A 25,935-nucleotide genomic window follows, 5' to 3' on the forward strand; every position below is an offset into this window, starting at 1 on the left:
CTCTCCGATCTTAATCGATTTGTAACATGACCTCGACACGCCCCATATTGATTTCAGGGTCTCGGCGATAAATCGCTAACGGTACGTCCTCTTCATTATAGACAGTAAACAGTTCGAATTCATCCGGAATGCTTGCAAGCTTTGCTCCGTTTAAAACCCGAGTTGCCGTTTCAGCGTCAACAGTCATCCGTGGCCACTTTTGAATGACTTGTTCAATTGGTAAAACGTACGCCATCCGCTCCTCGACCGTCTCACAGCCTTCGAGCATCGCAAGTGTGACCGTATCACCCTCTTCAATCGCACCCGACGCCGTTCGTCGCAAGTGACTCATGTGCGCTGCATAACCGAGCAACTCTCCGATTTGAACAGCGAGCGTCCGGATATAGGTTCCTTTTCCGCAGGCAATCTCCATGTGAAAGCGGCACGTGTTGTGATCGAACGTCAAAGGAGACGTTCGTTTTAATTCGTGAATCTCAACGATGCGCGTTGGTCGTTCGACTTCGATTCCTTTTCGTGCATATTCGTATAGCTTTCTTCCATTGACTTTAACAGCAGAGTAGTACGGCGGGGTCTGTTCGATTTGCCCAGTCAATTGCCCGAGAACTAAATCGATTTGCGCTTCCGTCACTGCCCCTTGCATCACGTCAGTCGTCTCGACCGTTTCCCCATGGGCATCTTCTGTCGTCGTCGAAAAACCAAGCGTCACTTCCGCTACATACCGTTTTCCTTCATCCGTGATGAACCGTGCAAGTTTTGTCGCCCGTCCTAAACAAATCGGTAAGACGCCTGTGACTTCAGGATCAAGCGTGCCGGTATGTCCGACTTTCTTTGTTTGAAACAAACGGCGCAATTTAAATACACAATCGTGACTCGTCATACCCGCTGGTTTGTCTAACGGTAGTACACCAATCGGTTCCATCTCTCATCATCTCCTAAAAAAAGGGCAACCACGCCTGTGGTTGCCCTGTTCATGTGTCAATCCTTGTTCAAGTTCCGGAGCAACTCATCAATCCGCGATCCATACTCGACCGATGTATCAATCTCGAACATCAATTCAGGAGTTTTGCGTAACCGGATGCGTGACCCAATTTCTTTACGCATGAATCCTTTTGATTTTTCAAGACCGATCCGTGCCTCTTCGCGTACTTTCTCGTCACCAAGCACTGAATAAAAAATCGTTGCTTGCTGTAAATCACCCGTCACTTCGACACCTGTTACAGTAATCGCTTTGACACGGGGATCATTGACGTCTTTGATGAGCATTTGCGTAATCTCTTTACGAACTTGTTCTGCAACACGATTTGAACGTACACTCATGTGAATTCCCTCCAGTTCGGATATTCTCCGTTCTGTTACTTCCGTTTTACTTCTTCCATGATGAAGGCTTCGATAACGTCATCGACTTTGATGTCGTCATATTTCTCAATCTTGATTCCACATTCGTAGCCGGTTGCGACTTCTTTGACGTCGTCTTTAAAGCGACGTAGTGTATCAAGTTTCCCTTCATAAATAACGATGCTGTCACGGACGACACGAACACCTGCTGCACGTGTCAGCTTACCTTCAGTCACGTAACCACCAGCAATCGTTCCGACTTTCGAAACTTTGATGACGTCACGGACTTCAGCTTGTCCAATGATTTTCTCAACGAATTCAGGGTCAAGTAACCCTTTCATCGCTTGTTCGATTTCTTCAATCGCATTGTAGATGATTTTGTGAAGACGAATCTCAACTTTTTCTTGATCTGCCATTGATTTCGCGTTGCCGTCTGGACGGACGTTGAAACCGATGATGATCGCGTTCGCTGCTGAAGCGAGGATGACATCACCTTCTGTGATGGCACCAACACCTGAGTGAACGATGTTGATTTTAACGCCTTCGACATCAATTTTCTTGAGTGAACCAGCGAGGGCTTCGACTGAACCTTGAACGTCACCTTTGATGATGATGTTTAAGTCCTTGACTTCGCCTTCTTTGATACGATCAAAGAGATCTTCGAGGCTGACTTTCGCCGAATCGCGACGTTGTGCTTCGATTTCACGTTGGTAACGTGCTTCACCGATTTGACGCGCTTTTTTCTCATCTTCAAACGCGAAGAATTGATCACCGGCTTTTGGTACATCGTTTAAGCCTGTAATTTCGATTGGTGTTGATGGACCGACTTCTTTCACACGGCGACCGATATCGTTGACCATTGCCCGGATACGACCGAACGTATGACCGACGACGACTGGATCTCCAACGCGAAGTGTCCCGTGCTGGACGAGTAACGTCGCAACCGGTCCACGACCTTTATCGAGTTTCGCCTCGATGACCGTACCACGCCCGTGCATTTCTGGTGTTGATTTGTATTCTTGAACTTCTGAGACGAGAAGAATCATTTCGAGTAACTCATCGATTCCTTCGCCTTTAAGAGCAGAAACCGGTACGAAAATCGTATCGCCGCCCCAATCTTCCGCAACGAGTTCGAACTCTGTCAATTCTTGCTTGACGCGGTCCGGATTCGCTCCTTCTTTATCCATCTTGTTGACGGCAACGATGATTGGTACGCCTGCTGCTTTAGCGTGACTAATCGCTTCTTCCGTCTGTGGCATGACACCATCATCTGCTGCAACGACGATGATTGCGATATCCGTCACATCTGCACCACGTGCCCGCATCGTTGTAAACGCTGCGTGACCTGGTGTATCGAGGAATGTGATTTTTTTGTTATCGATTTCAACTTGATATGCTCCGATGTGCTGCGTAATCCCACCTGCTTCGCCCGCTGTTACTTTCGTATTACGGATCGAGTCAAGAAGTGTTGTTTTACCATGGTCAACGTGACCCATGATCGTAACGACAGGAGGACGTTCCGAGAGTTCGTATTTATCAAGGTCGAGTTCATACGCATCGAAATCGGTTTCGTCGACTTGGACTGATTTTTCAACTTCGAAACCGAAGTCTGATGCTAGCAATTCAACCGTCTCATCGTCGAGATCTTGGTTGATTGTCGCCATGACGCCCATGCCCATCAATTTCATGATGAGTTCGTTTGGTTTTTTCGCCATTTTTTCAGCAAGTTCACCGACCGTCAAGTTATCCGCGTATTGAACGACGTTCGCCATCGCTTCTTCTTGTGCACGGCGTGCTGCTTTCCGTTGACTTGATTTCGAGTTCGGGTCAGCGACTTCTAACTTGCGTGGTTCTGCTTTTTTCTGGTTCGGACGACGTTTTCCACCGCGGTTGTTGCGGTTTCCGAATTCTGGACGTCCGCCTTTTGTATTACGTGATTGATTGCCTGCTGGTTTATTAGTAGTAGTTCCTGGTCTGTTCGGTTTATTGTCTGATTTCACTTGTTTTGGAGCCTCCGTTTTTTGAGCCCGATGTTTCTCGGGATTAAATACTTTGTCGAGTTGCTGTACTGTCTGTTCATCTAATACTGCCATATGATTCTTGACGGGTTTCTCAAGCTTTTCAAGCTGTGCGATGACCTGCTTACTTGTTACGTTTTGTTCCTTAGCGAATTCGTATACACGTTTACCCAAAGGATCCACCTCCAATTAGTCGTTCGAGAGGAGTTCAGTTAGCTTTTTCGCAAATCCGGCTTCATTGACTGACACGACAACACGCGCATCTTTTCCTAGTGCATGGCCAAGAATCGAACGATCCCCGACTTCAAGATATGGGACATGATAACTTGTACATTTATCCGTAACCTTTTTACGCGTGGCAGCCCCCGCATCTGCTGCTAAGAGGACAAGCTTCGCTTGTCCTCCCCGTACTTCTTTCAGCACGAGTTCTTCTCCAGTCGTCACTTTCCGCGCTCGGTTCGCGAGACCAAGTAGCGATTCCCATTTACTCATGTATACCTCCCGCGATCTCAAGCAATTGATCATACAATTCATCTGTCGTCTTGACTTTTAAATGATGATCGAGCGTTCGCTTCTTTTTCGCCTTAGTAATGACAGCTACATCTTTCGTTAAATAGGCACCTCGCCCATTCATCTTACCATTAAGATCGATGACAACCTCACTGTCAGGTGTTCGAACGACGCGAATTAGCTCTTTTTTGGTTTTCATTTCTTGTGTGATGACGCATTTACGTAAAGGTACCTTCTTTTGCACGAATTATTCCTCGCCTTCGACTTGGACCGCTTCCACGTCAACTGCTTCATCTTTAAGGAACACATCACGAAGACCCATCGATTCTGCTTCTGACTCACTCTTGATATCAATTTTCCATCCCGTCAGTTTCGCCGCAAGACGTGCATTTTGTCCGCGTTTCCCGATTGCGAGTGACAATTGGAAATCAGGCACGACGACGATTGTCGCCTTCGCCGGTTCGTTGACATACACGCCGACGACTTGAGCAGGACTCAAGGCATTGGCCACATATTCTTTCGGATCATCGGAATAGCGAACGATGTCAATTTTTTCACCGTTCAATTCGTTGACGATGTTTTGAACACGTGCCCCTTTTTGACCGACACACGCACCAACCGGATCGATATCATCTGACGCGACCGCGATTTTTGAGCGATCTCCGGCTTCACGCGCAACAGATTTCACTTCGACTTCGCCATCAGCGATTTCCGGCACTTCAATCTCAAACAAGCGTTTGAGTAAGCCAGGGTGTGTCCGTGATACAAGAATCGATGCGCCAGACCCTTTCACCATTGGGTCGACTTTCGTCACGTATACTTTGATGTATTCCCGAATACCGAACCGTTCATTCGGCATTTGTTCATGTGTTGATAGAACCGCTTCGATTCCCTCGAGATTAACATAGAGGTTACGTGCGTCTTGGCGTTCGACCATCCCCGTCATGATTTCATCTTCACGATCCGCAAAGTGATTGTAGATGCGCTCGCGCTCTGCTTCACGCATTTTTTGTGTGACGATTTGTTTTGCCGTCTGTGCCGCGACACGTCCGAAATCTCCCGGTGTGACTTCAACTTTATGGAAGTCTCCTAGTTCATAGGTCGGATCGATTTCATGCGCTTCTTCTAGCGAAAGTTGCTCTTCCGGTTGTGTCAACCGTTCGACGACTTCCTTCAGTGCAAAGACACGAATCTCTCCTGTTTTTTGGTCGAACTCAACCTTGACTGCCTCCGACTCTTTACCGAAGTTCCGGCGGTAAGCTGAAATCAATGCTTGTTCTAACGCATCGATGATGATGTTCTTATCGATTTCTTTTTCTTTTGCAATTTGCTCGATTGCTTCGAGTAACTGTGGTCCCATCGTTCTCTTCCTTTCCTTAGAACAGTACCGCAAGTCGCGCCATCGCGATCTTGGTCACCGGTATTTCAATTTTCAATTTTCGTGTTTTTACGCGGACTTCGATTTCAAGCATTTCGTCGTTATACGCAAGTAACGTTCCTTCAAATTCGGTAGCATCTTTAACCGGATCATTCGTTTTGACGTAGATATGTTTACCAATCGCCTTTTCGAAATCTTCCGCTTTTTTGAGTGGTCGTTCTGCACCTGGACTGGCAACATCTAGATAATAGGGTTCGTCAATCGGATCATCATTATTCAATGCTTCCGATAACTGTTCGTTGATGTTGACACAATCTTCAAGGTCAACGCCACCTTCCTTATCGATGGAGACACGTAGGAACCAATCCGCCCCCTCTTTGACGAATTCGACGTCGACAAGCTCCATCCCCTCTCGTTCCACGATTGGTTTTGCGAGCGCCTCGACCTTCTCAGTTACGTTCGTCATCTTCATCCTCCTTCAAAAAACAAACAAGAAAGGAGCAGGTCCCCCTACTCCTTCCAAGTCGTAGTATAAAAAACATTTCCTCACTCAATATAGCATAATGAACCGCTCTAAGCAAGTCTCCGCCTGGCTTTACAGGTCAAATAACGAAAGCTGGTTCTCGTCCGGAAGACCTTCGAGACAACCAAGATTGTCGAGCGTTTCGATAATCGTTTTCGATAATTTGGCACGTTTCTGTAAATCTTCTTTCGACAGGAACTCGCCACCTTTTCGGGCCTCGACGATTTGTTTTGCCGCATTTGTTCCGAGCCCTGTCACGGCGTCGAACGGTGGTAACAGCGAATCACCTTCAATTAGGAATTCACTGGCGCTCGACTTATACAAATCGACTTTTTGGAACGTAAAGCCGCGTTCAATCATCTCAAGCGCAATTTCAAGAACCGTATAGAGTCCTTTATCCTTCGCCGTCGCCTCGAATCCTTTATCTTTGATATCTTGTAAAACTTTTCGGACGGCAGCTGTTCCTTTGTTCATCGCGCCGATGTCAAAGTCACCCGCTCGGACCGTGAAGTACGATGCGTAGTAGTACATCGGATGGTGGACTTTGTAATAGGCAATCCGGACCGCCATCAAAACGTAAGCTGCAGCGTGGGCTTTCGGGAACATGTACTTGATTTTTTTACACGAGTCGATGTACCAAAGGGGTACACTGTTTTCAATCATCGCTTCTTCCATCTCAATCGAGAGTCCTTTTCCTTTACGGACGGATTCCATGATTTTAAAGGAAAGCGACGGCTCAAGACCGGCATAAATCAAGTAGACCATGATGTCATCCCGGCAGCCGATGACGTCTTTCAGTTCACAGGTTCCGTTATAAATCAACTCACTGGCATTCCCGAGCCAAACGTCCGTTCCGTGCGACAGACCGGAAATCTGGACGAGTTCCGAGAACGTCGTCGGTTTCGTTTCTTCAAGCATCTGTCGAACGAACTTCGTCCCGAACTCTGGAATCCCGAGCGTTCCGGTTTTCGAATCAATCTGTTCCGGTGTGACACCAATCGATTCCGTCGAACTGAAAATTTTCATGACCTCGGCGTCATCGACGGGAATCGTTTTCGGATCACGACCGGATAAATCTTGCAGCATCCGAATCATCGTCGGGTCATCGTGTCCGAGAATATCAAGTTTCAGTAGATTATCGTGAATCGAGTGGAAGTCAAAGTGTGTCGTTTTCCATTCCGATCCCATATCGTCCGCCGGGAACTGGATCGGACTGATATCATAGATGTCCATGTAGTCCGGGACAACGATGATACCGCCGGGGTGCTGTCCTGTCGTCCGCTTGACACCTGTCACCCCGCTGACGAGCCGGTCGACTTCCGCGTTACGGTAATTTAAATCATTTTCCGACTGATACCCCTTCACATACCCATAGGCCGTTTTTTCGGCGATCGTCCCGATCGTCCCTGCACGGTAGACATAATCATCCCCGAACAAGACTTTCGTATAGGCATGGGCTTTCGGCTGGTACTCCCCACTAAAATTCAAATCGATATCCGGTACTTTATCCCCCTTGAACCCAAGGAACGTTTCGAACGGGATGTCGTGTCCGTCTTTCGTCAATGGAATTTGACACGTCTTACATTCCTTATCCGGTAAATCGAATCCGGATCCGACCGACCCATCATCAAAGAACTCGGATTCTTGACAGTTCGGACAGACGTAATGCGGCGGTAATGGATTAACTTCCGTGATCTCCGTCATCGTCGCGACGAGACTCGATCCGACAGAACCACGCGATCCGACAAGGTACCCATCATCAAGCGATTTTTTTACGAGTTTATGCGAAATCAAATAGATGACGGCAAAACCATGGCCGATGATTGATTTCAATTCCTTTTCGAGTCGGGCTTCGACGATTTCCGGTAACGTTTCCCCATAAATTTTATGTGCCATGTCGTAGGACAGATTGCGAACCTCATCATCAGCACCGTCAATTTTAGGAGTAAAGAGATCTTTCGGGATGATATCGATGTTTTCGAACATCTCAGCGACTTTCTGACTATTCGTGACGACAAGACGTTCTGCAAGATCCGGTGCAAGGAACCGGAAGTCTTCCATCATTTCCTGCGTTGTCCGGAAATGAGCCGGGGGAAGCTGTTTCCGCATGTTGAGCATATTTGCCCCACCTTGCGTCCGAATCAAAACTTCACGGTACGTCGCGTCATGGCGATCGAGATAATGTACGTTCCCTGTCGCGACCGGCAGGATGTCGTTTTCTTCTGCGACCCGGATGACTTTTTTGATCAACTCACGAAGTTCGAGTTCATTTTGAACGATTTCCCGCTCGATTAAATGACCGTACATCGCCGGCGGCTGAATTTCGATGAAATCATAAAACTGCATGACCTTCGCTAAATCTTCATCCGATTTATTGAGCGCCGCATCAAACACTTCTCCATTGTCACACGCAGAGCCGATGATTAAACCTTCCCGGTGCGCAACGAGCTGCGAACGTGGCGTCCGAACGACACGATGAACGTGTTTCGTATGCGCAAGCGAGATGAGCTGGTAGAGATTTTTTAGCCCCGTCCGATTTTTAGCATAGACGGTCGCATGATATGGACGCGTCCGAGAAATGTCTTTTCCCATTTCCCGGTTGAGCGACAAGTGCGTTGTCATGTTGAACATCTCATCTGCCATTTGCAATAACTTCAACATCAAGTAGCCGGTTGCTTCCGCATCATAAATCGCACGGTGATGTTGTGTCAGTTCGATATCAAACCGTTTCGCGAGCGTATTCAAACGGTGATTCTTCAGTGTCGGCATCAAGACACGTGCCAGTTCAAGCGTATCGATAACGGGCAATGTCGATTCGTCATGTTCACCAGAACGAAGCGTCGCATTCAAAAACCCGATGTCAAAGGCCGCATTATGGGCGACAAGAATCGAATCCCCCGCCCAGTCCATGAATTCCTTGACGACTTGTTCCGGATCCGGTTTCCCACGGACCATGTCATCGGTGATGCCCGTCAAATCGATCGTCGTCGCAGATAATAAGTGTTTCGGATCAGCGAATGCCTCGAATTTATCAATCACGTCTCCGTCATAAATTTTTACGGCAGCTAATTCGATGATTTTGTTATACATCGCTGATAATCCGGTTGTCTCGACGTCAAAGACGACGAACGTCGCGTCCTCAAGACTGCGATCGACCGGGTTATAGGCAACTTGGACACCATCATTGACGACGTTCGCTTCGATTCCATACAATACCTTAATGTCATTTTTCTTTCCGGCATAATAGGCATCCGGGAAGCTTTGCGCTCCCGCGTGATCTGTGATGGCGACGGCCGGGTGTCCCCAAGCAGCAGCACGTTCGACGTACTTCGTCACGTTCATGACAGCATCCATCTGACTCATTTGCGAGTGCGCGTGCAATTCGACACGCTTCTCACCTGTCCAAGGGTCACCCGGAAGTTCAACCTTCACTTCAGACAATTGTGCAATCATCATACAGAGATCGCGGAGGAAGGTGTCGAACTCGACTCGTCCAGCCACTTGAATCCACATGCCCTTTTTGATTGCTGATAGGACTTTGACGTCCGTTTCATCTCGTGCAAACATCTTGACGACAAGCGAATCGGTATAGTCGGTCAATTTAAACGTAAAGATCGTTTTTCCACTTCGTAATTCCCGGCTCTCTGCTGAGAAGACAAGTCCCCGAATCGCAATCCGACGTTCTTCATCTTGAATCGTCTTAATCGGCACGATTTCATCTTGAATCGGTTTTCCGATCCGAATGTCGACCGGTCCCTCATCATCATCGCGCGACTGCTCACGTTTGAATTGAAGCTCGAGCATCCGTTTCGCTTCCTCGATGTCCTCTTGTTTGACTTGATTGCGTAACGCCTCTTGCGTCGATTGATCCATCTGGACAATCGGTTCACAAACAAACTTCGGAAATCCATAGGCACCGTATAATAATTGCATCTCTCCACACAGATCATTCTTTAAAAAACCAGCTTCCGGTTCACTCCTAACAGGGATGAAGAGTTTATTTTCCCTAAACTCTGGCAAAACACGACTGAGCTGGGTCCGCATTGCTGCAGACGCATCAGCTAAATCCTGAACGACGTATGGCCAATAGTCGATGAAAAGTTTGCTTTCCGGACGATCGTCCGAAACGAGGTTTAATTTGACTTCCGCAAATTGTTGATAACGACTCGTCAAACGACTGAAAAACATCTGATAGACGTTTTGCGGCAAAATCTTCGGAATTCGAATTTGGAACGTCCACGTTGAATTGCTTTTATTGACACGGAGCTTCTCAAGGGTAGCCCCCGTAAAATATTCTTCAGTAATTCCTGTCGGTAAATCTAAATCACTCATTAAAAGCGACATGCGTTGTTGTGTATCCACTCGCAATTGTGCTGTCCTATCGCATCACACCGTGACAGCAACTCCTCCTCCTCTTGCAGATTGCCCAAGGGGCGAATGGGTGTGAGACAAGAAAACAGTCACTTAAACGTTTTAAGTGACCGTTCCCATTACTTATTCTAAACCTTCATACAGCGAACGAACAGCCTGAACGAGATTTCCTTGTTCAATTTCTTCTGCTTCGCCGCCGCGGCGTGCTTTCAGCTCAACGATTCCGTCTGCCGCTTTTTTCCCGACGTTGATTCGAACAGGTAAGCCAACTAAATCAGCATCTGCGAATTTCACGCCAGCCCGTTCTTTCCGATCGTCAAACAGAACAGAGAATCCAGCAGCCGTCAGTTGACGGTAGACGTTTTCTGCCACTTCCATTTGCTCAGCGTTTTTCCCATTTACGGCAATCAAATGCACATCATACGGAGCAATCGCTTTCGGCCAAATGATACCACGCTCATCATAATGCTGTTCGACGACGGCAGAAAGTGTCCGTGAAACACCGATGCCGTAACAACCCATGATAAGGGGTTGCGCTTTTCCACCTTCATCAAGGAACGTCGCACCCATTCCTTGCGAGTAGCGTGTCCCGAGTTTGAAGACTTGTCCGACTTCGATACCGCGGGCGAACTTGACGTGCCCCTCGCCGTCTGGTGAAGCATCGCCTTCTTCGACGAAGCGTAAATCTGTATATTCCGCTTCGAAATCACGACTTGGATTTACATGGATGTAATGCGTTTCCGCTTTATTCGCTCCACAAACTGCGTTCGTCAAAGCGCGGACAGCATAATCCGCCACGACCTGCATGTCTGCTCCAATCGGACCGAGCGTGCCCGGTTTCGAATGCAGTGCTTGTTCGATTTCCTCATCAGAAGCCATCGTGATATCAAGCGCACCAAGGTAGTTTTTCAATTTAATGTCATTGACTTCGTGATCACCCCGGACGAGGGCCATGACGAGACCTTGTTCCGTCTTGAAGACGACCGTCTTGATTGATTCGGTTGCCGGTACCTGCAGGAACTCGCCTACCGCTTCAATCGTTTTCGCTTCTCCTGTATTAACGGTTTCCAGTGCTTCCGGTGCTTTGCCTTGTACGTCGTACGCGTCAACAGCTTCTGCCATCTCCAGGTTTGCTGCGTAATCCGACTGATCGGAATAAACAATCGTATCTTCACCGATTGCTGCAAGTGCATGGAATTCATGTGTGCCACTTCCACCAATCGCACCCGAATCGGCAACGACAGGGCGGAACTCTAATCCGACACGCGTAAAGATTTTATTGTATGTTTCAAACATGTTTTGGTATTCGTCATCCAGGCTTTCTTGTGTCGCATGGAACGAATACGCATCTTTCATGATGAACTCACGTCCGCGCAAGAGACCGAACCGTGGGCGACGTTCGTCACGATACTTCATTTGAATCTGAAACAGATTGACCGGTAATTTTTTGTACGAGTTCAACTCATCCCGAACGATTGACGTAATTAATTCTTCATGTGTCGCACCGAGCGCGAACCGTCGATCATGACGGTCTGTCAAGCGCATCAATTCAGGTCCGTAAATGTCCCAGCGCCCGGTTTCTTCCCATAGCTCTGCCGGTTGAATAGCTGGCATCAATAGCTCTTGTGCCCCAGCCGCATCCATCTCTTCACGAATGATCGTCTCAATCTTCGCTAAGACACGTTTCGCAAGTGGCAAGTATGAGTAAATTCCTGCTGCATTTTGACGGACAAAACCCGCACGTAATAATAGTTGATGGCTAATAGCATCTGCGTCTGATGGTACTTCACGCAATGTTGGCATAAACATTTTCGATTGTTTCATAATGAGTCGTGAACCCCTTTGATTGAAAGATTAAAAGAACTTCTGGATGTCATTCCATGTGACGACGAGCATCAAGAGCATGAGCAGTGCAAATCCAACGAAGTGCACGAGCCCTTCTTTTTGCGGGTCGACCGGTTTGCCGCGTAACGCTTCGAGGAAGAGGAAGAGTAATCGACCACCGTCAAGCGCGGGTAGTGGTAATAGGTTAAAGACCGCTAAGTTGACGGACAATAGAGCTGTCCACGTCAAGAGCATCGAAAATCCGCTGTCCGCTACCTGGTCCGTCATCTTGACGATTCCGACAGGACCTGATAGTTGATCGACACCAACGACCCCTGTCACTAAGTCACCGACTGCGCCGACAATTAACGTCGACATCCGCCATGTTTCCGTTACACCCGTTTCGAGTGCCGTCCCGAACGACTTTTCCGTCTCATTCGTCACACCGATGATTCCGACTTTTTGATCGCCTTGTTGTTGAATTTTCGGCGTGATTTGTGTTGTTGTTTCTTGACCATCCCGCTCATAGACGACGGTCGTTTCTTTTCCAGCTTCATCTTGGAATCCAGCACGAAGGTCTTCCCATTTTGTCGTCTCGTCTCCGTTGACGGAAACAATCCGGTCGCCTTCGACGAGTCCTGCTTGGTCCGCCGGCGAATCTTTTTGAACGGTCCCGATGACACTTTCACCTGTTGGAGAACCGTTGTACAACGCTAATCCAAATAAGATGATGAAGGCGAGAACAAAGTTCATCGCTGGTCCGGCAGCAATCGCAAGTACCCGTTTAAAAACGGATTTCGAACCAAATGTCCGGTCGTACGGCGCAATTTGTGTTCGTGTCTGCCCTTCGACGAGGAAGGCGGTTTTTGAAATATCGTATCGTGTCGAGACTTCGTCTTGTAACCCAACGAGCTCTAACTTGTGCAATAAATCAATCCGTTCGACCGTCACGACTTGGTCTGCCTTCGGATGGCTTGCATCTAAATAGATCGCGTCGACAAGGCCCTCATTCATGCCTAAGCCAACAGCCTGACCAGGTTTGACTTCAACGAACTCTGGTTCTTCGCCAGCCATCTTAACATATCCGCCAATTGGCAAGAGGCGAACCGTATACAATGTCTCATTTTTGAAAAACGAGAAGATTTTCGGTCCAAAGCCGATCGCGAACTCCCGGCAAAGGATTCCAGCGCGCTTCGCCATTACGAGATGACCCCATTCATGTACGGCAACAAGTACACCGAACATCAATACGATCGAAATAAAGGTCGTCATTGCTATCCCATCCTTAGTTAGCGAGTGAAAGTGACGCGACAAACGCACGTGCCCAGCGATCCGCCTCTAAAATTTGATCCAAAGACGGATCGTTGATCAGTTCATGCGCCCGTAACGCAGCTTCAACACTCACTTCGATTTCTAAAAAGCTGATTTCCCCTTTTAAAAAGCGGTCAACGGCTTGTTCGTTCGCGGCATTAAGTACTGAAGGCATCGAACCCCCCACACTACCCGCTTCAAAAGCGAGGCGTAATAAGGGATAGCGTTCAAATGAAGCTTCAGCAAAGTTCAAGCGTCCGATTTCTTTTAAGTTTAACCGTTCTCCCCCTTTGATTTCAAGGCGGGACGGATATGTAAGGGCATATTGAATCGGTTCACGCATATCCGGTATACCGAGCTGTGCCATGACGGCACCATCATTGAACTCGACCATCGAGTGAATGATTGACTCTCGGTGAATGACGACATCGATTTCTTCATACGCAACATCAAACAACCAGTGGGCTTCAATGACTTCGAACCCTTTATTCATCATCGTTGCAGAATCAATCGTAATTTTCGCCCCCATCGACCAGTTCGGATGATTCAGCGCTTGCTCGACCGTAACATCTGCCAATTGATCGCGCGTCATGTCACGGAAACTACCGCCAGATGCCGTTAAAATAATTTGACGGACATCTTCACGTCGTTCTCCATTCAAACATTGGAAAATCGCTGCATGCTCACTATCGACAGGTAAGATAGCAACACCTTTTTCACGTGCTTTTTTCATGACAAGATGTCCAGCAGTAACCAAGGTTTCTTTATTCGCGAGACCAATCGTTTTTCCTGCTTCAATCGCTGCGAGCGTCGGACGGAGACCGACTGCACCGACGACTGCCGTGATGACAATATCTGCTTCTTCCATTGTTGCGACGTCAATCAAGCCTTGATCGCCCGTCAAAATTGTCGGACGATAGTCGAGTAGCTTTTGCAACTGTCCGCGCGTCACTTCGTCCATGACGGAGACAAGCATCGGACGTAAACGATTCAACCATGGAACTGCAACGTCAATATTTTTCCCGAACGCAAAACTGACGAGTTGAAACTGTTCAGGATTGGCGGCAATGACGTCCAGCGTCTGTGTCCCGATCGAACCTGTTCCCCCAATAATACTGACTTTCTTCATGTAACTTCCTCCTCAACTGAAGATGCCGAGTGTGATCAATACCGTAAAGACGATTAACATGCTATCAAAACGATCAAGAATCCCACCGTGCCCCGGAAGTAAACTTCCGGCATCTTTCACGCCATAATGTCGTTTGTATGCTGATTGTACGAGATCACCCAGTTGACCGACGACAGCCACGATCAGTGCTAATAAAACGACTTCCGCATACCCGATTGTCGGTGTAATCGCTTCAAAAATCACACCAAGAAGTACCGCGAGTAAAATTCCGCCTGCCGCCCCTTCAATCGTCTTATTTGGACTGATTGCCGGCCATAGTTTTGTTTTGCCGAAACGTTTCCCGACAAAATAGGCACCTGAATCTGTGAACCAAATCAAAAGAATGATTAACAGCGATAACGTCAGGCCATTATCCAGTAAACGGATAAACGCGAACGATGCAAAACCAACACCGACATAAACACTCGTTAGTAGCAAAAAAGCCACGTCGTCAAACGTGAACACATTTTTTGAAAATACAGTCCAAAATAGACCGACTAAAATAATCAGCATTCCCCAAGCAAGTGGAGATAATCCGCTTACCACTGTTTGTTCACTCGTTAATTCATAGACACGAATGAAGGGAAGCAATGTCCCAATCCCGAACAAGAGAACGGGAATCGACGAAAAGCTCAGTTGTCTCATCTTGACGAGTTCTGTATAACCGACCACTGTTAAGATTGCCATGAAGGCAAGAAATGGAAGACCACCCAAGTAAAGTAACCCTAAAAAGATGGCACCTGCCCAAATCCCTGTAATAATACGCGTTTTCATAAGCTATGTCCTCGTTTAGTCAGACGCCGCCGAATCGGCGTGTCCGTTGATTGTAATCCTCGATTGCTGTCAAAAATTGTTCCCGTCGAAATTCCGGCCACAAGACATCGGTGAAGTAAAACTCCGCATAGGCTGCTTGCCATAACAAGAAATTCGATAACCGCTGTTCTCCGCTCGTTCGTATGACGAGATCGACATCTGTCATGGAACCCGTCATCAATTCGTGTTCGATGACCTCATTTGTAATCTCAGTCGGAAGCAGTTGTCCGGCTTGTACTTTTTCAGCAATCTTTTGCATGACTTGAACGATTTCATCTCGCCCGCCATAATTTAATGCAAAAATTAACCGTAGTCCAGTATTGTCAACTGTATCCTGTTTCGCTTGTTGAACTGCCTCCCGTGTATAGACGGGTAAACGCGATATTTCACCAGCGACTTCTACTTTGACATTGCGTTCATTCAAGTCTTTTAAATCCGACTCTAAAAATTGAGCCGGTAACTTCATCAAGAAACTGACTTCTTCTTCAGGACGCGTCCAGTTTTCAGTCGAGAAAGCGTATAAGGTCAGACTCTTTACCCCTAACTCATTAGCGACACGGACGACTTCGCGAACTGATTTCATCCCTTCACGATGCCCCATGATGCGGGGAAGTCCTCGTTTTTTTGCCCAACGTCCATTTCCATCCATGATGATCGCGATGTGATCAGGTACGTGTTGTTCGATCACTTCTTTTGTCTGGTTTAACCATTGAAACATGTACTTCTTCCTCCCCTCATTCATTTATAAGAAGAAGGGGACTCTTCGTGTGACAAAGAGTCCCCAACATGACGACGATTCGCGTCATACTTCCATAATTTCTTTTTCTTTATCCGTCGCTGTTTGATCAAGCGCTTTGACGAATTTATCCGTCAATGTTTGGACATCTTCCGTATAACCACGTAAGTCATCCTCTGTTAACGCTCCATCTTTTTCTTCTTTCTTCAGTTGCTCATTCGTATCACGGCGAATGTTACGTAATGCAACTTTTCCTTCTTCCGTATACTTCTTGACGAGCTTAACAAGTTCTTTTCGGCGATCTTCCGTAAGTGGCGGAATCGCTAAGCGAATGACCGTACCATCTGAAGATGGGGCTAATCCTAAATCTGCACGTTGGATTGCTTTTTCGATTTCTGTAACCATCGATTTATCCCAAGGTGTGATTAAGATGAGGCGCGCTTCCGGTGTATTCACGTTCGCGACTTGATTAAGTGGTGTCGGTGAACCGTAGTAATCGACATGAACAGGATCAAGGATTGCAACGTTCGCACGACCCGCACGGAGTGTCGCAAGTTCTTTTTTAAGTGAAAGATGCGCTTTTTCCATCCGATCTTCGGCTTGTTTCATGATTTGCTGTGACATATTATTTCCCCCTTACGAGTGTTCCAATTTCGTCGCCAACGACGACGCGTTTAATATTTCCTTCTTCCATCAATGAGAAAACGATGAGCGGAATATCATTATCCATGCAGAGTGACGTTGCAGTCGAATCCATGACTTGCAAGCCGTCTTTTAATACATCGAGGTAAGACAATGTCTCGAATTTTTTCGCATCCGGATCCACGTTCGGATCGGCCGAATACACACCATCGACATTGTTTTTCGCCATCAAGATGACTTCAGCTTCAATTTCAGCGGCACGAAGCGCTGCTGTCGTATCTGTCGAGAAGTACGGATTTCCCGTTCCGGCCGCAAAAATGACGACCCGACCTTTTTCTAAGTGACGCATCGCACGACGACGAATGTACGGTTCAGCAACTTGTCGCATTTCGATTGAAGTCTGAACGCGCGTTTCAACGCCTACTGACTCTAAGCTATCTTGTAATGCGAGCGAGTTCATGACCGTCGCAAGCATCCCCATATAATCGGCATTTGCCCGGTCCATTCCAAGTTCTGCCCCTGTTTTACCACGCCAAATGTTACCTGCACCTACAACAACGGCAACTTGTACATTCAATTCTACCAATTCGCGAATCTGTTGAGAAATTGAATTGACGATTGCGGGGTTGATTCCGAACCCTTGATCACCTGCGAGCGCTTCTCCGCTCAATTTTAACACAATCCGGTTATATTTCGGTTGCATGACTACGTCCTCCTTGCTAAATTCCGTAAAAAAGGAACACGAACCACTTCCACACGAAAGTGGATTGAAGCATACGTGTTCCTTCTCTTGTCATCAGGAAATCCTGATTCTTATTTTTTAAGTTGGTTCATAACTTCTTCAGCGAAGTTTTCTTCACGTTTTTCCATACCTTCTCCAACTTCGAAGCGTACGAATGAAACGACTTTTCCGCCTTTAGATTCTACGTATTTACCAACTTTGAAGTCTGGGTCTTTAACGAATGTTTGGTCGACGAGGCAAATTTCCTCGAAGTACTTGTTCATACGTCCAGCAATCATTTTTTCAACGATGTTAGCAGGTTTGCCTTCGTTGATTGCTTGCTCTGTCAAGACTTTTTCTTCACGTGCTTTTTCTTCTTCTGTTACAGAAGAACGATCGACGTAAAGTGGGCGTGCCGCTGCGATGTGCATCGAAACATCTTTTGCAACTGCTTCGTCTGTTGTTCCTTCGATGACGACGACAGAACCGATACGTCCACCCATGTGGAGGTAAGAACCGAACGCTGCGTTGTCTTCTTTCGTGAAGAGTGCTACACGGCGGAGTGAAATTTTCTCTCCGATTGTAGAAGCTTCTTCAGAAATATACGTTTCGATTGTTTTACCCGCTTCGTATTCAGAAGCGAGAGCTGCTTCAGCCGTTTCAGAACCGTTACGGAGAACTGCATCCGCGATGTTTTGAACGAGTGATTGGAAACGTTCGTTTTTTGCAACGAAGTCTGTTTCTGAGTTGATTTCGACGAGTGCTGCTTTGTTTCCGTCAACTGCGACTGCTGTCAAACCTTCTGCTGCGATACGATCGCCTTTAGCTGCTGCTTTTGCGATCCCTTTTTCACGCAAGAAATCAACTGCCGCGTTCATATCCCCATCCGTTTCAACGAGCGCTTTTTTGCAGTCGAGCATACCTGCACCTGTTTTTTCACGAAGTTCTTTTACCATTGCTGCTGTAATAGCCATTCGATATTCCTCCTTATAACGTCCTTATTTTCAAAAAAAAGGTGATAAAAGGTCAATTCCCTTTATCACCTGGCATCACGAATTACTCAGCGTCTGCTACTACTTCTTCAGTAGTTTCAGGTGCTACGTTATCTTCGCCTTGTTTAACTTCGAGGATTGCGTCAGCCATTTTACCAGTGAGCAATTTGACTGCACGGATCGCATCGTCGTTCGCTGGGATGACGTAGTCGATTTCGTCTGGATCACAGTTAGTATCAACGATCGCAACGATTGGGATGTTGAGTTTGTGTGCTTCTGCAATCGCGATACGCTCTTTGCGTGGGTCAACGATGAAGAGTGCATCTGGAACGCCTGGCATATCTTTGATACCGCCGAGGAATTTCTCAAGACGAGTCATTTCTTTTTTAAGAATGATGACTTCTTTTTTAGGAAGAACTTCGAACGTACCGTTCTCTTCCATTTTTTCGAGTTGTTTCAAACGGTTAATCCGTTTTTTGATTGTAGAGAAGTTCGTGAGTGTTCCACCTAACCAACGTTCGTTGATGAAGTATTGACCAGCACGGATCGCTTCTTCTTTCACAGTGTCTTGAGCTTGTTTTTTCGTACCAACGAAAAGAACGTTTCCGCCTTCAGACGCTACTTCACGGATGAAGTTGTAAGCTTCGTCTACTTTTTTAACCGTTTTTTGTAGGTCAATGATGTAGATTCCGTTACGTTCTGTGAAGATGTATTTTGCCATTTTTGGGTTCCAACGGCGTGTTTGGTGACCGAAGTGTACACCAGCTTCTAACAATTGTTTCATCGAGATTACTGCCATGATGAATTCCTCCTTTTGGGTTTTGGATGTCCTCCGCGATGATCGTTGTCCCAGCTAACCTATTAAAGGCACCGCAGCCGGCGATACATGCGTGCGTAATTAACACCGTAGACTAATATAGCATAAACTTTACCGTCGGGCAACCTTCGTTTTTGAAGAAAGTTTCGCAATCAATGCCACTTCACCCGTTCCTCGATTTAAAGAACGCGCGAGTTGATCCAGATCGGCCCCTGCCGCAAGTTGATCTTTCACATCTGTCAGTACTGGCTGAACGGATTCAGCCGATTCTTCCTGCGCCTGTTCGAACTGTGGGAGTTCTGTTACATCAGGACTGACGACCGTTTCATATGAGGACTGGGCAGGCGCAGCCTCAGCAGTCGGTTGCTCCTCGCGTTCTGCCAATCCGTTCACTTGTTCCATGAAGCGAAGCAAGATTTCTTCCGTCTCTTGTTTTTGACGTTCAAGATCGGTCACACGATCTTTTAACAATGCTTGTTGTTTAAATAGAAGCAACAGACCATAACTAACGGCCGCGGCCAGTAAAATATAAAAAATTGTCATAGTAGTTCCTTTCACATCGCGACACGATCAGACAAATAGGCACTTCCTAGCGCTTGCTTTAATTTACGTAACGCCTTCGAGTGGATTTGTGAGATACGTGAAGTCGACAGTCCTAGCACTTCTCCGATTTCCGTTAACGTCAGTTCTTCAAAGTAGAAAAGGGACACAACATATTGCTCTTTTTCCGATAGTTGCTCGACTTCTTCTGCAAGCTTCGAAATCAATTCACGCATCAGTAACGTATCTTCCGGCGTCGCTGCTTCCGGGTCGAGATACGATACGGCCATTGCTTTTCCCTCATCTTGGAGCGTCACCGCCTCGTCGATCGAGAGGACATTCGCAAAGTAACTTTCTGCAAGCGCCGTCTTGACTTCGTCCGGACTCATTTCGACGATAGACGATACTTCATCAAGCGTCGGCGTCCGTTGTAAGCTCTGCTCGAGAATTTCGACGGCCGCCTCGACACGTTTTGATTTTTCACGCAAAGAGCGTGGCAGCCAGTCAATTTTTCTTAATCCATCTAAAATGGCTCCACGAATTCGAAAGGCTGCGTATGTATCGAATTTATTGTTATGATTTTGATCGAACTTTTGCAGTGCGTCGTAAAGACCCATCATACCAAGACTTTTTAACTCATCACGATCGACACTTTTCGGAAGTGTCGCACTAAGACGTTGAACGTGGTATTGAACTAGAGGTTCATAATTCAGAAGTAATAGGTCAGCTACCGCTATATCGCGCGTCGATAGCCATTTATCCCAAAGTTGTTGTAGTTCCTCACGCATGACCATTCCTCCTCTAAATTTCCAGCGTTCCGACGTTGACCGTCCGAATGACGAGACGACCAGAGCTTGAATGGAACTCGATCGTCCGACCGTTCGTTCCACCAACATCTTCCGCGACGAGTGGGATTTTCGCTTGTTGCAATGCTGCTTTAACAGCAGCGATGTTCCGTTCACCGATACGCATCGATTCATGTTCATATTTGAATTGAAACATTTGCGCTCCCCCGGCAATCTTTGCCCGTAACCGAATCGCGCCACCTTGTCGTAAGCGCTTTACAAGCTCAGTTACTGCAGTATCTGCGAATTTCCCGACTTCAACGGTGATATCGCGACTGATTGCCGAGTCTGGGAGCATGACATGTGCCATGCTCGATAGACCACGTTCTTGATCATAAATGATGACGCCGACACAGGAACCTAATCCTGCAGTACGAAGGACGACCGGTTTTCGACTAACGGCATATTCCGCTATTCCAATCCGAATGACTTCATCCATCAACTTCCACACCCAATCGTTGAAAGACCGCTGCAAAAGCATCTGCTTCTGGCAATAATAATAAATGACCGTTTAAGTCGTTGCCTAAACTTGAAAGACGCGTATCGATGTATACTGCCATGTTACCAAATTTTGTCGACTCAAGTAAGGCAACTTCCAAAATTGCTCCAACCATATCAAAAGCGGAGGCAGGAACCGTCACATGAACGGATAAATCCAGCCAGTCAGAAATCGCGCGAGCGTAAGCGCCGATTAAGATATTGCCGATTTCTTCCCAAGCGGAAACACCGATCGCATGATGTTCCGAAAAAAACTGAAACGGCTGTTGCATCAACTGAGAAATCAGTTTTTCCGCATCTTGGAGCGGCATCAAAAAGAGTAGAGACGCCTTGATATCTCCTGTAAAGCGAAGTAAGGCTCCGGCAGTGTAAGCTTCCGCTCCGCCTACACGATCAATAATCGTCGAAAAGTGTTCGAGTTCTGCTGACGGTACTTCAATTTCAACAGGCTGTCCAAGAAGTGTCGATAATGCCGTAGCTGCATGCGCTGCCCCGATGTTTCCGACTTCCTTGAAAATGTCCTGTTCCATCCGATTAAGCATGAACGATGTCCTCGAATAAACGGTTCGGCTCAAGTAAGGAGAACAATTGATCTTCCCCTTTAGCGATTGCTGTCAAATAATTGGTTTCTTCTTGTTTTTGATCAGTCAACGGTTCAATCCGGACATCGATTGCTTCGACGACTTCATTCGCCCGATCGACGATGAACCCGGCATCTCCATGTTCGAGCGTCGCGATGATGATTCGTGTTTCTTCCGTTCCTTCGATTTCCTCAAAACCAAGACGTGTCCGTAAGTCAATCACCGGTGTCACGACCCCGCGCAAATTGATGACGCCTTTTACGTAAGGTGCAGCGTTCGGGATTCGTGTAATCGGAATCACGCGTTCGATGGAGCGGACCGATTGAACATCAATCCCGTAAGCATTTTGTTCCAGTTGAAAAACGACCCATTTTTGTTCCATTATCTATTCCCTCACTTTCGTAGCAGTGCATTGCTATCGATGATTAACGCGACTTGACCGTCCCCAAGAATCGTCGCGCCAGAAATCGCGCGAATTCCTTCTAAATAACTTCCGAGCGGCTTCATGACGATTTCCTGTTGACCAATTAATTCAGTGACCATCAATCCGGCTAATTTTTCACCACTTCGAACGACGACAACTGAGTAGGCTTCTGCTTCTACTTGTGGAAGACCATACACTTCATTCAACGAAATCAATGGAACGAGTTGTCCACGGAAATCAAACACCTTTTCACGATGCGCTTGTAAGATGGCATCTTGTCGAAGCGATGTCGTTTCGATGATTGCCGTCAGCGGAATCGCATACGTTTCTTGACCGAGCTCAACAAGCATCGCGGAAATGATTGAGAGCGTCAATGGAAGACTGATTCTAAAGATTGTCCCTTCGCCACGTTTCGTCTCGACGAAAACTTCGCCACCGAGCGACTCAATCTTCGATTTGACGACGTCAAGACCTACGCCACGTCCCGACAAGTCGGTTACTGTTTCTGCCGTTGAGAAGCCTGGTGCAAATAGTAGCATCGACGCTTCTTCCGGTGTTAAGACAGCAGCTTCTTCTTCCGTTAGCAACTCTTTCTCAATCGCAATCCGTGTGACCCGCTCATGGTTGATTCCTGCCCCGTCATCTTCAATCTCAATGAAGACCCGGTTTCCAGAATGATAAGCACGTAACGACAGATTGCCTTCGACTGGTTTCCCGGCTAAAATTCGATCCGTCTTGCTTTCAATGCCATGATCGACGGCATTACGGATTAAGTGAACGAGGGGATCACCAATCTCGTCAATCACTGTTCGATCAAGCTCCGTCTCTGCACCCGTGATATGCAATTTAATATTTTTACCGACATCTTTTGAAACCGATCGGACCATCCGTGGGAAACGATTGAAGACCTGTTCAATCGGCATCATGCGTAACGTCAAGACCAGCGATTGTAATTCATTCGTGCCGCGTTTAATGCGTTCGACGGTTTCCGTCAATTCAGATGAACCGACTTCGGCAGCAATTCGTTCTAAACGACCACGATCAATGATGAATTCTTCGAATAAGTTCATCAAACGGTCAATTCGTTCCAAGTTGACACGAATCGTTTTCGAGGCGACTGGTGCTGTTACGTCTGTTGTTTCGCTGACGACTTTCGTTTCTGACTCGACTGTTGATTTAGGTTCAACTAACGTGGATGTCGCAACTTCGGCTTCTATCGTTGTTTCAAAAGGCTGAATCGATACGTGTGCCACTTCCGACACTGACTGGATGCCTTCAGTCACTTCTTCCTCTGATTTCATCGTGACGAACAAGACATCGAAACTTGTTTCGAATTGTTCTTGCTCTAATTCATCTGAAGTCGGATTCGAAAGGATGACATCGCCTAGACTTTGAAGACGGTCGAACACCATGTAGACACGCGCCGCTTTTAAAATGACATCTGCCGATAGTTCGACCGTGATGACGTATGCATGGTAACCGGACGCAATCGATTGTTTAACGACAGACTCTGAATAGACATCACATTCAAAATTACGTTTCGTCGCCACAGCCGTCGCTTCTTCAGTCGTCTCTACAGCAGTTTCTTCTGCTTGAATGAATCGTTTTAATCGTACGACCGTTTCTTTCACGTCGAGCTTTCCGGTTCCACCTTGACTGATGTCCTCAACCATCGTTTCGAGTTGTTCCGCCGCGATGAACAAAACATCAATCAGCTCTTGTGTAGCAGGTTGCGTCTTTGAGCGCACTAAGTCAAGCGCACTCTCCATTTCGTGTGTTAAATCCGCGATAGCATCGTACCCCATCGTACCGGACATTCCTTTTAATGTATGGGCAGAGCGGAAAATCTGATCGATGACGGCTTCATCATCGAGACGCTGTTCAAAAATGAGCAGACTTGAATTGATAGCTTGCAAATGTTCAATCGATTCGTCTAGAAACAATCCTAAATATTCATTTAAATCCATTGGTGATACCCTCCTTCATGATTAGCGCACACGATTGTTTCGATTTTTCAAGCGACTTACCAATCGATCTAAAAATTTCCGTTCCTGTACGCGAAGACCTGTTAATGCGGTGGTAATATGATCGAGTCGCCAGCTAACATCACTCGTCCGATCAAAAAGATAGAACGGTTTTTGTGCTTTGACGGCTCTGACGACTGTTGGGTCATCTGGTAAAAACCCAGCGAATCGTAAAGGTTTGTTCAAAAATTGTTTACTGACCAGTTCGAGACGATCAAATGTTTCGAGTGCCTCTTCACCGTTCATCGCACGATTGACGATGACACCGATCGGTAACTCCGTTGCATGATGGTGCGACAATTTAACGAACGCATAACCATCCATGATCGATGTTGGCTCTGGTGTAACAACGAGCCAGGCTTCATCGGCACTACTAATGAAATCGAATGTCTGGTGTGTTGCTCCAGCACCCAGGTCGAGGATGACAAAGTCGTATTCATAGAAAAAACGAAATTCTTTCATCATGAACGCAACATCCGGATCCGTTAAATTCGTTAATTCAGTAAAACCACTTCCACCATGGATGAAATGTAAGGTTGGTGAAACTTCAACCACTGCATCTGCCAAGGATTCACGACGCTTGACACAATCCATGAGCGACGTCTTCGATGATTTTCCTAACAGCACCCCGACGTTCGCCATCCCGATATCAAGATCGATGATGAGGACACGTTTTTCTTGAAGCGATAAGGCGACACCCAGGTTTACGGCGACGTTCGTTTTTCCAACGCCCCCTTTACCACTGACGATCGCAATCGTTTTTGTTTCTTTGACTGACACTTTTGAACGTAAGACACGCGCTTGATCATCTCGCATCACCTGCCCCCTCTTTCTACAATCATTCGAGACATGTCGGATTGATCGACCCACGTGATATCTTCTGGTACTTCTTGACCCGTCGTGATGCAGAGCACCGGCAGCTTCGCTTCGACGGCTAGACCGTAGATGGACCACAACTCCGTCGTTTCATCTGCTTTCGTAAAGATAAACCCGTTGAGTGGAACTTGTTCAAAACGTCGTCTAATCTGCTCTAAGTCCCGGTATTTTGCCGTTAAGCTTAAAACAAGAAAAACATCCGTATTTGAAAAATCATGACGTGATTCAAGCTGTGTGATATAACCTGCGTCCAAGAAGTTCCGTCCAGCTGTATCAATCAAAACGATGTCACAATCTGCTAATTGTTCTTTCGCTCGTTCAAACTCTGCTAAATCGTAGGCGATATGTAGCGGAACATCGATGATTTCAGCATAGGTTTGCAACTGTTCGATTGCTGAAATCCGGTACGTGTCCGTTGTAATCAATCCAACCGTCTTACCTTCCGTCAATCGGTAGTAAGCAGCAAGTTTAGCGATTGTCGTCGTCTTGCCGACCCCTGTCGGTCCTGTCAACATCACGTAACGTGATGTCACGGTCGTTACTTGTAACTCATGTTCAATCGTTTGGGCGAACGCTTGTTGAACTTGTTCAAGATCGTCTGTTTTGTAATACGTCGATAACAAAACGTCGTGCAATTGCTCCACCCGTGCCTGTAAAGCCGGTTCGGACAAAATCGCTTCATATGCCCCCAACTCTTCCGGTAAACGTCGAGAGGAAAACGAAATGATTTTCGGGACTGGCATTTCAATCGTTTTCTTAAGCTGCGGGGTCCGTTTAGGAGCCGGTTGCTGGACATCTTTTTCATGAATGATTGGATGTTCGTCAACAGAAGCAACGAGTTCGACCTTTTTTTGTGCAAACAATCCGAAGAGTCCACCCACTTTGATATGTCGTGTGTTTAAAATAATCGCCTCTTCGCCTAAATCACGTTTGACAAGTTCCATTGCTTCACTGACTGAATTTGCAATAATTTTTTTAACCATCATGT

The 25,935-nt window shown here is 46.8% G+C and carries 25 protein-coding genes; all 25 read right to left on the reverse strand.

What is annotated here, in order from left to right:
* Positions 1–10: 10 nt before the first annotated feature.
* Positions 11–919, reverse strand: coding sequence for a tRNA pseudouridine(55) synthase TruB (gene truB, locus KNP94_RS05730; protein WP_215115415.1), 909 nt, complete (start codon positions 917–919; stop codon positions 11–13).
* 56 nt (positions 920–975) lie between these two features.
* Positions 976–1,317: a 30S ribosome-binding factor RbfA gene (gene rbfA, locus KNP94_RS05735; RefSeq protein WP_029330730.1), complete on the reverse strand. Its 342-nt coding sequence runs from the start codon at positions 1,315–1,317 to the stop codon at positions 976–978.
* Positions 1,318–1,352: 35 nt separating this feature from the next.
* A complete protein-coding gene (gene infB, locus KNP94_RS05740) occupies positions 1,353–3,527 on the reverse strand; it encodes a translation initiation factor IF-2 (protein WP_251132574.1) in 2,175 nt (724 codons plus the stop codon).
* A gap of 15 nt (positions 3,528–3,542) precedes the next feature.
* On the reverse strand, positions 3,543–3,845 hold the full coding sequence (locus tag KNP94_RS05750; RefSeq protein WP_029330734.1) for a YlxQ family RNA-binding protein: 303 nt from the start codon (positions 3,843–3,845) through the stop codon (positions 3,543–3,545).
* Positions 3,838–4,107: an RNase P modulator RnpM gene (gene rnpM, locus KNP94_RS05755; RefSeq protein ID WP_029330736.1), complete on the reverse strand. Its 270-nt coding sequence runs from the start codon at positions 4,105–4,107 to the stop codon at positions 3,838–3,840. The genes KNP94_RS05750 and rnpM overlap by 8 nt, the downstream gene beginning before the upstream one ends.
* 3 nt (positions 4,108–4,110) lie before the next feature.
* On the reverse strand, positions 4,111–5,223 hold the full coding sequence (gene nusA / locus KNP94_RS05760; protein WP_029330738.1) for a transcription termination factor NusA: 1,113 nt from the start codon (positions 5,221–5,223) through the stop codon (positions 4,111–4,113).
* A gap of 16 nt (positions 5,224–5,239) precedes the next feature.
* On the reverse strand, positions 5,240–5,707 hold the full coding sequence (rimP, locus tag KNP94_RS05765) for a ribosome maturation factor RimP (RefSeq protein WP_088837345.1): 468 nt from the start codon (positions 5,705–5,707) through the stop codon (positions 5,240–5,242).
* 129 nt (positions 5,708–5,836) lie between these two features.
* A complete protein-coding gene (locus tag KNP94_RS05770) occupies positions 5,837–10,108 on the reverse strand; it encodes a PolC-type DNA polymerase III (protein ID WP_371816007.1) in 4,272 nt (1,423 codons plus the stop codon).
* 150 nt (positions 10,109–10,258) lie between these two features.
* Positions 10,259–11,959, reverse strand: coding sequence for a proline--tRNA ligase (locus tag KNP94_RS05775; protein ID WP_088837347.1), 1,701 nt, complete (start codon positions 11,957–11,959; stop codon positions 10,259–10,261).
* Positions 11,960–11,989: 30 nt separating this feature from the next.
* Entirely contained in the window at positions 11,990–13,231 is a 1,242-nt protein-coding gene (gene rseP, locus KNP94_RS05780) for an RIP metalloprotease RseP (protein ID WP_088837348.1), read from the reverse strand.
* A gap of 13 nt (positions 13,232–13,244) precedes the next feature.
* Positions 13,245–14,399: a 1-deoxy-D-xylulose-5-phosphate reductoisomerase gene (locus tag KNP94_RS05785; protein WP_215115417.1), complete on the reverse strand. Its 1,155-nt coding sequence runs from the start codon at positions 14,397–14,399 to the stop codon at positions 13,245–13,247.
* 12 nt (positions 14,400–14,411) lie between these two features.
* Entirely contained in the window at positions 14,412–15,212 is an 801-nt protein-coding gene (locus KNP94_RS05790; protein ID WP_214765128.1) for a phosphatidate cytidylyltransferase, read from the reverse strand.
* A gap of 19 nt (positions 15,213–15,231) precedes the next feature.
* On the reverse strand, positions 15,232–15,969 hold the full coding sequence (locus KNP94_RS05795) for an undecaprenyl pyrophosphate synthase (RefSeq protein ID WP_029330752.1): 738 nt from the start codon (positions 15,967–15,969) through the stop codon (positions 15,232–15,234).
* Between the two features lie 84 nt (positions 15,970–16,053).
* Positions 16,054–16,611, reverse strand: a complete 558-nt coding sequence (gene frr, locus KNP94_RS05800) for a ribosome recycling factor (protein ID WP_029330759.1) — start codon at positions 16,609–16,611, stop codon at positions 16,054–16,056.
* A 1-nt stretch (position 16,612) separates the two neighbouring features.
* Positions 16,613–17,332 (reverse strand): UMP kinase, encoded by a 720-nt coding sequence (gene pyrH, locus KNP94_RS05805; protein ID WP_088837351.1) that lies wholly within the window; start codon positions 17,330–17,332, stop codon positions 16,613–16,615.
* Positions 17,333–17,442: 110 nt separating this feature from the next.
* Positions 17,443–18,324, reverse strand: a complete 882-nt coding sequence (tsf, locus tag KNP94_RS05810; protein WP_214765130.1) for a translation elongation factor Ts — start codon at positions 18,322–18,324, stop codon at positions 17,443–17,445.
* A gap of 82 nt (positions 18,325–18,406) precedes the next feature.
* Positions 18,407–19,141: a 30S ribosomal protein S2 gene (rpsB, locus tag KNP94_RS05815; protein WP_012370721.1), complete on the reverse strand. Its 735-nt coding sequence runs from the start codon at positions 19,139–19,141 to the stop codon at positions 18,407–18,409.
* Positions 19,142–19,270: 129 nt separating this feature from the next.
* Positions 19,271–19,702, reverse strand: a complete 432-nt coding sequence (locus KNP94_RS05820) for a hypothetical protein (protein WP_214765132.1) — start codon at positions 19,700–19,702, stop codon at positions 19,271–19,273.
* 11 nt (positions 19,703–19,713) lie between these two features.
* On the reverse strand, positions 19,714–20,487 hold the full coding sequence (locus KNP94_RS05825) for a FliA/WhiG family RNA polymerase sigma factor (RefSeq protein ID WP_029330769.1): 774 nt from the start codon (positions 20,485–20,487) through the stop codon (positions 19,714–19,716).
* A 13-nt stretch (positions 20,488–20,500) separates the two neighbouring features.
* Complete coding sequence (locus KNP94_RS05830; RefSeq protein ID WP_029330771.1) at positions 20,501–20,983, reverse strand: chemotaxis protein CheD; 483 nt, start codon at positions 20,981–20,983, stop codon at positions 20,501–20,503.
* Positions 20,976–21,584, reverse strand: a complete 609-nt coding sequence (locus KNP94_RS05835; protein WP_029330772.1) for a chemotaxis protein CheC — start codon at positions 21,582–21,584, stop codon at positions 20,976–20,978. The genes KNP94_RS05830 and KNP94_RS05835 overlap by 8 nt, the downstream gene beginning before the upstream one ends.
* Positions 21,577–22,005 (reverse strand): chemotaxis protein CheW, encoded by a 429-nt coding sequence (locus tag KNP94_RS05840; protein WP_029330774.1) that lies wholly within the window; start codon positions 22,003–22,005, stop codon positions 21,577–21,579. The genes KNP94_RS05835 and KNP94_RS05840 overlap by 8 nt, the downstream gene beginning before the upstream one ends.
* Positions 22,006–22,016: 11 nt before the next feature.
* Positions 22,017–24,014: a chemotaxis protein CheA gene (locus KNP94_RS05845; RefSeq protein WP_088837354.1), complete on the reverse strand. Its 1,998-nt coding sequence runs from the start codon at positions 24,012–24,014 to the stop codon at positions 22,017–22,019.
* Positions 24,015–24,035: 21 nt separating this feature from the next.
* Positions 24,036–24,887, reverse strand: coding sequence for a MinD/ParA family protein (locus tag KNP94_RS05850; protein WP_034800809.1), 852 nt, complete (start codon positions 24,885–24,887; stop codon positions 24,036–24,038).
* Entirely contained in the window at positions 24,887–25,933 is a 1,047-nt protein-coding gene (locus KNP94_RS05855; protein WP_215115418.1) for a flagellar biosynthesis protein FlhF, read from the reverse strand. Before KNP94_RS05855 ends, KNP94_RS05850 begins: the two co-directional genes overlap by 1 nt.
* Positions 25,934–25,935: the final 2 nt, after the last annotated feature.

Origin of the sequence: Exiguobacterium sp. s80, from assembly GCF_018618725.1 — a bacterium.
GTDB classification, from domain to species: Bacteria; Bacillota; Bacilli; order Exiguobacteriales; family Exiguobacteriaceae; genus Exiguobacterium_A; species Exiguobacterium_A oxidotolerans.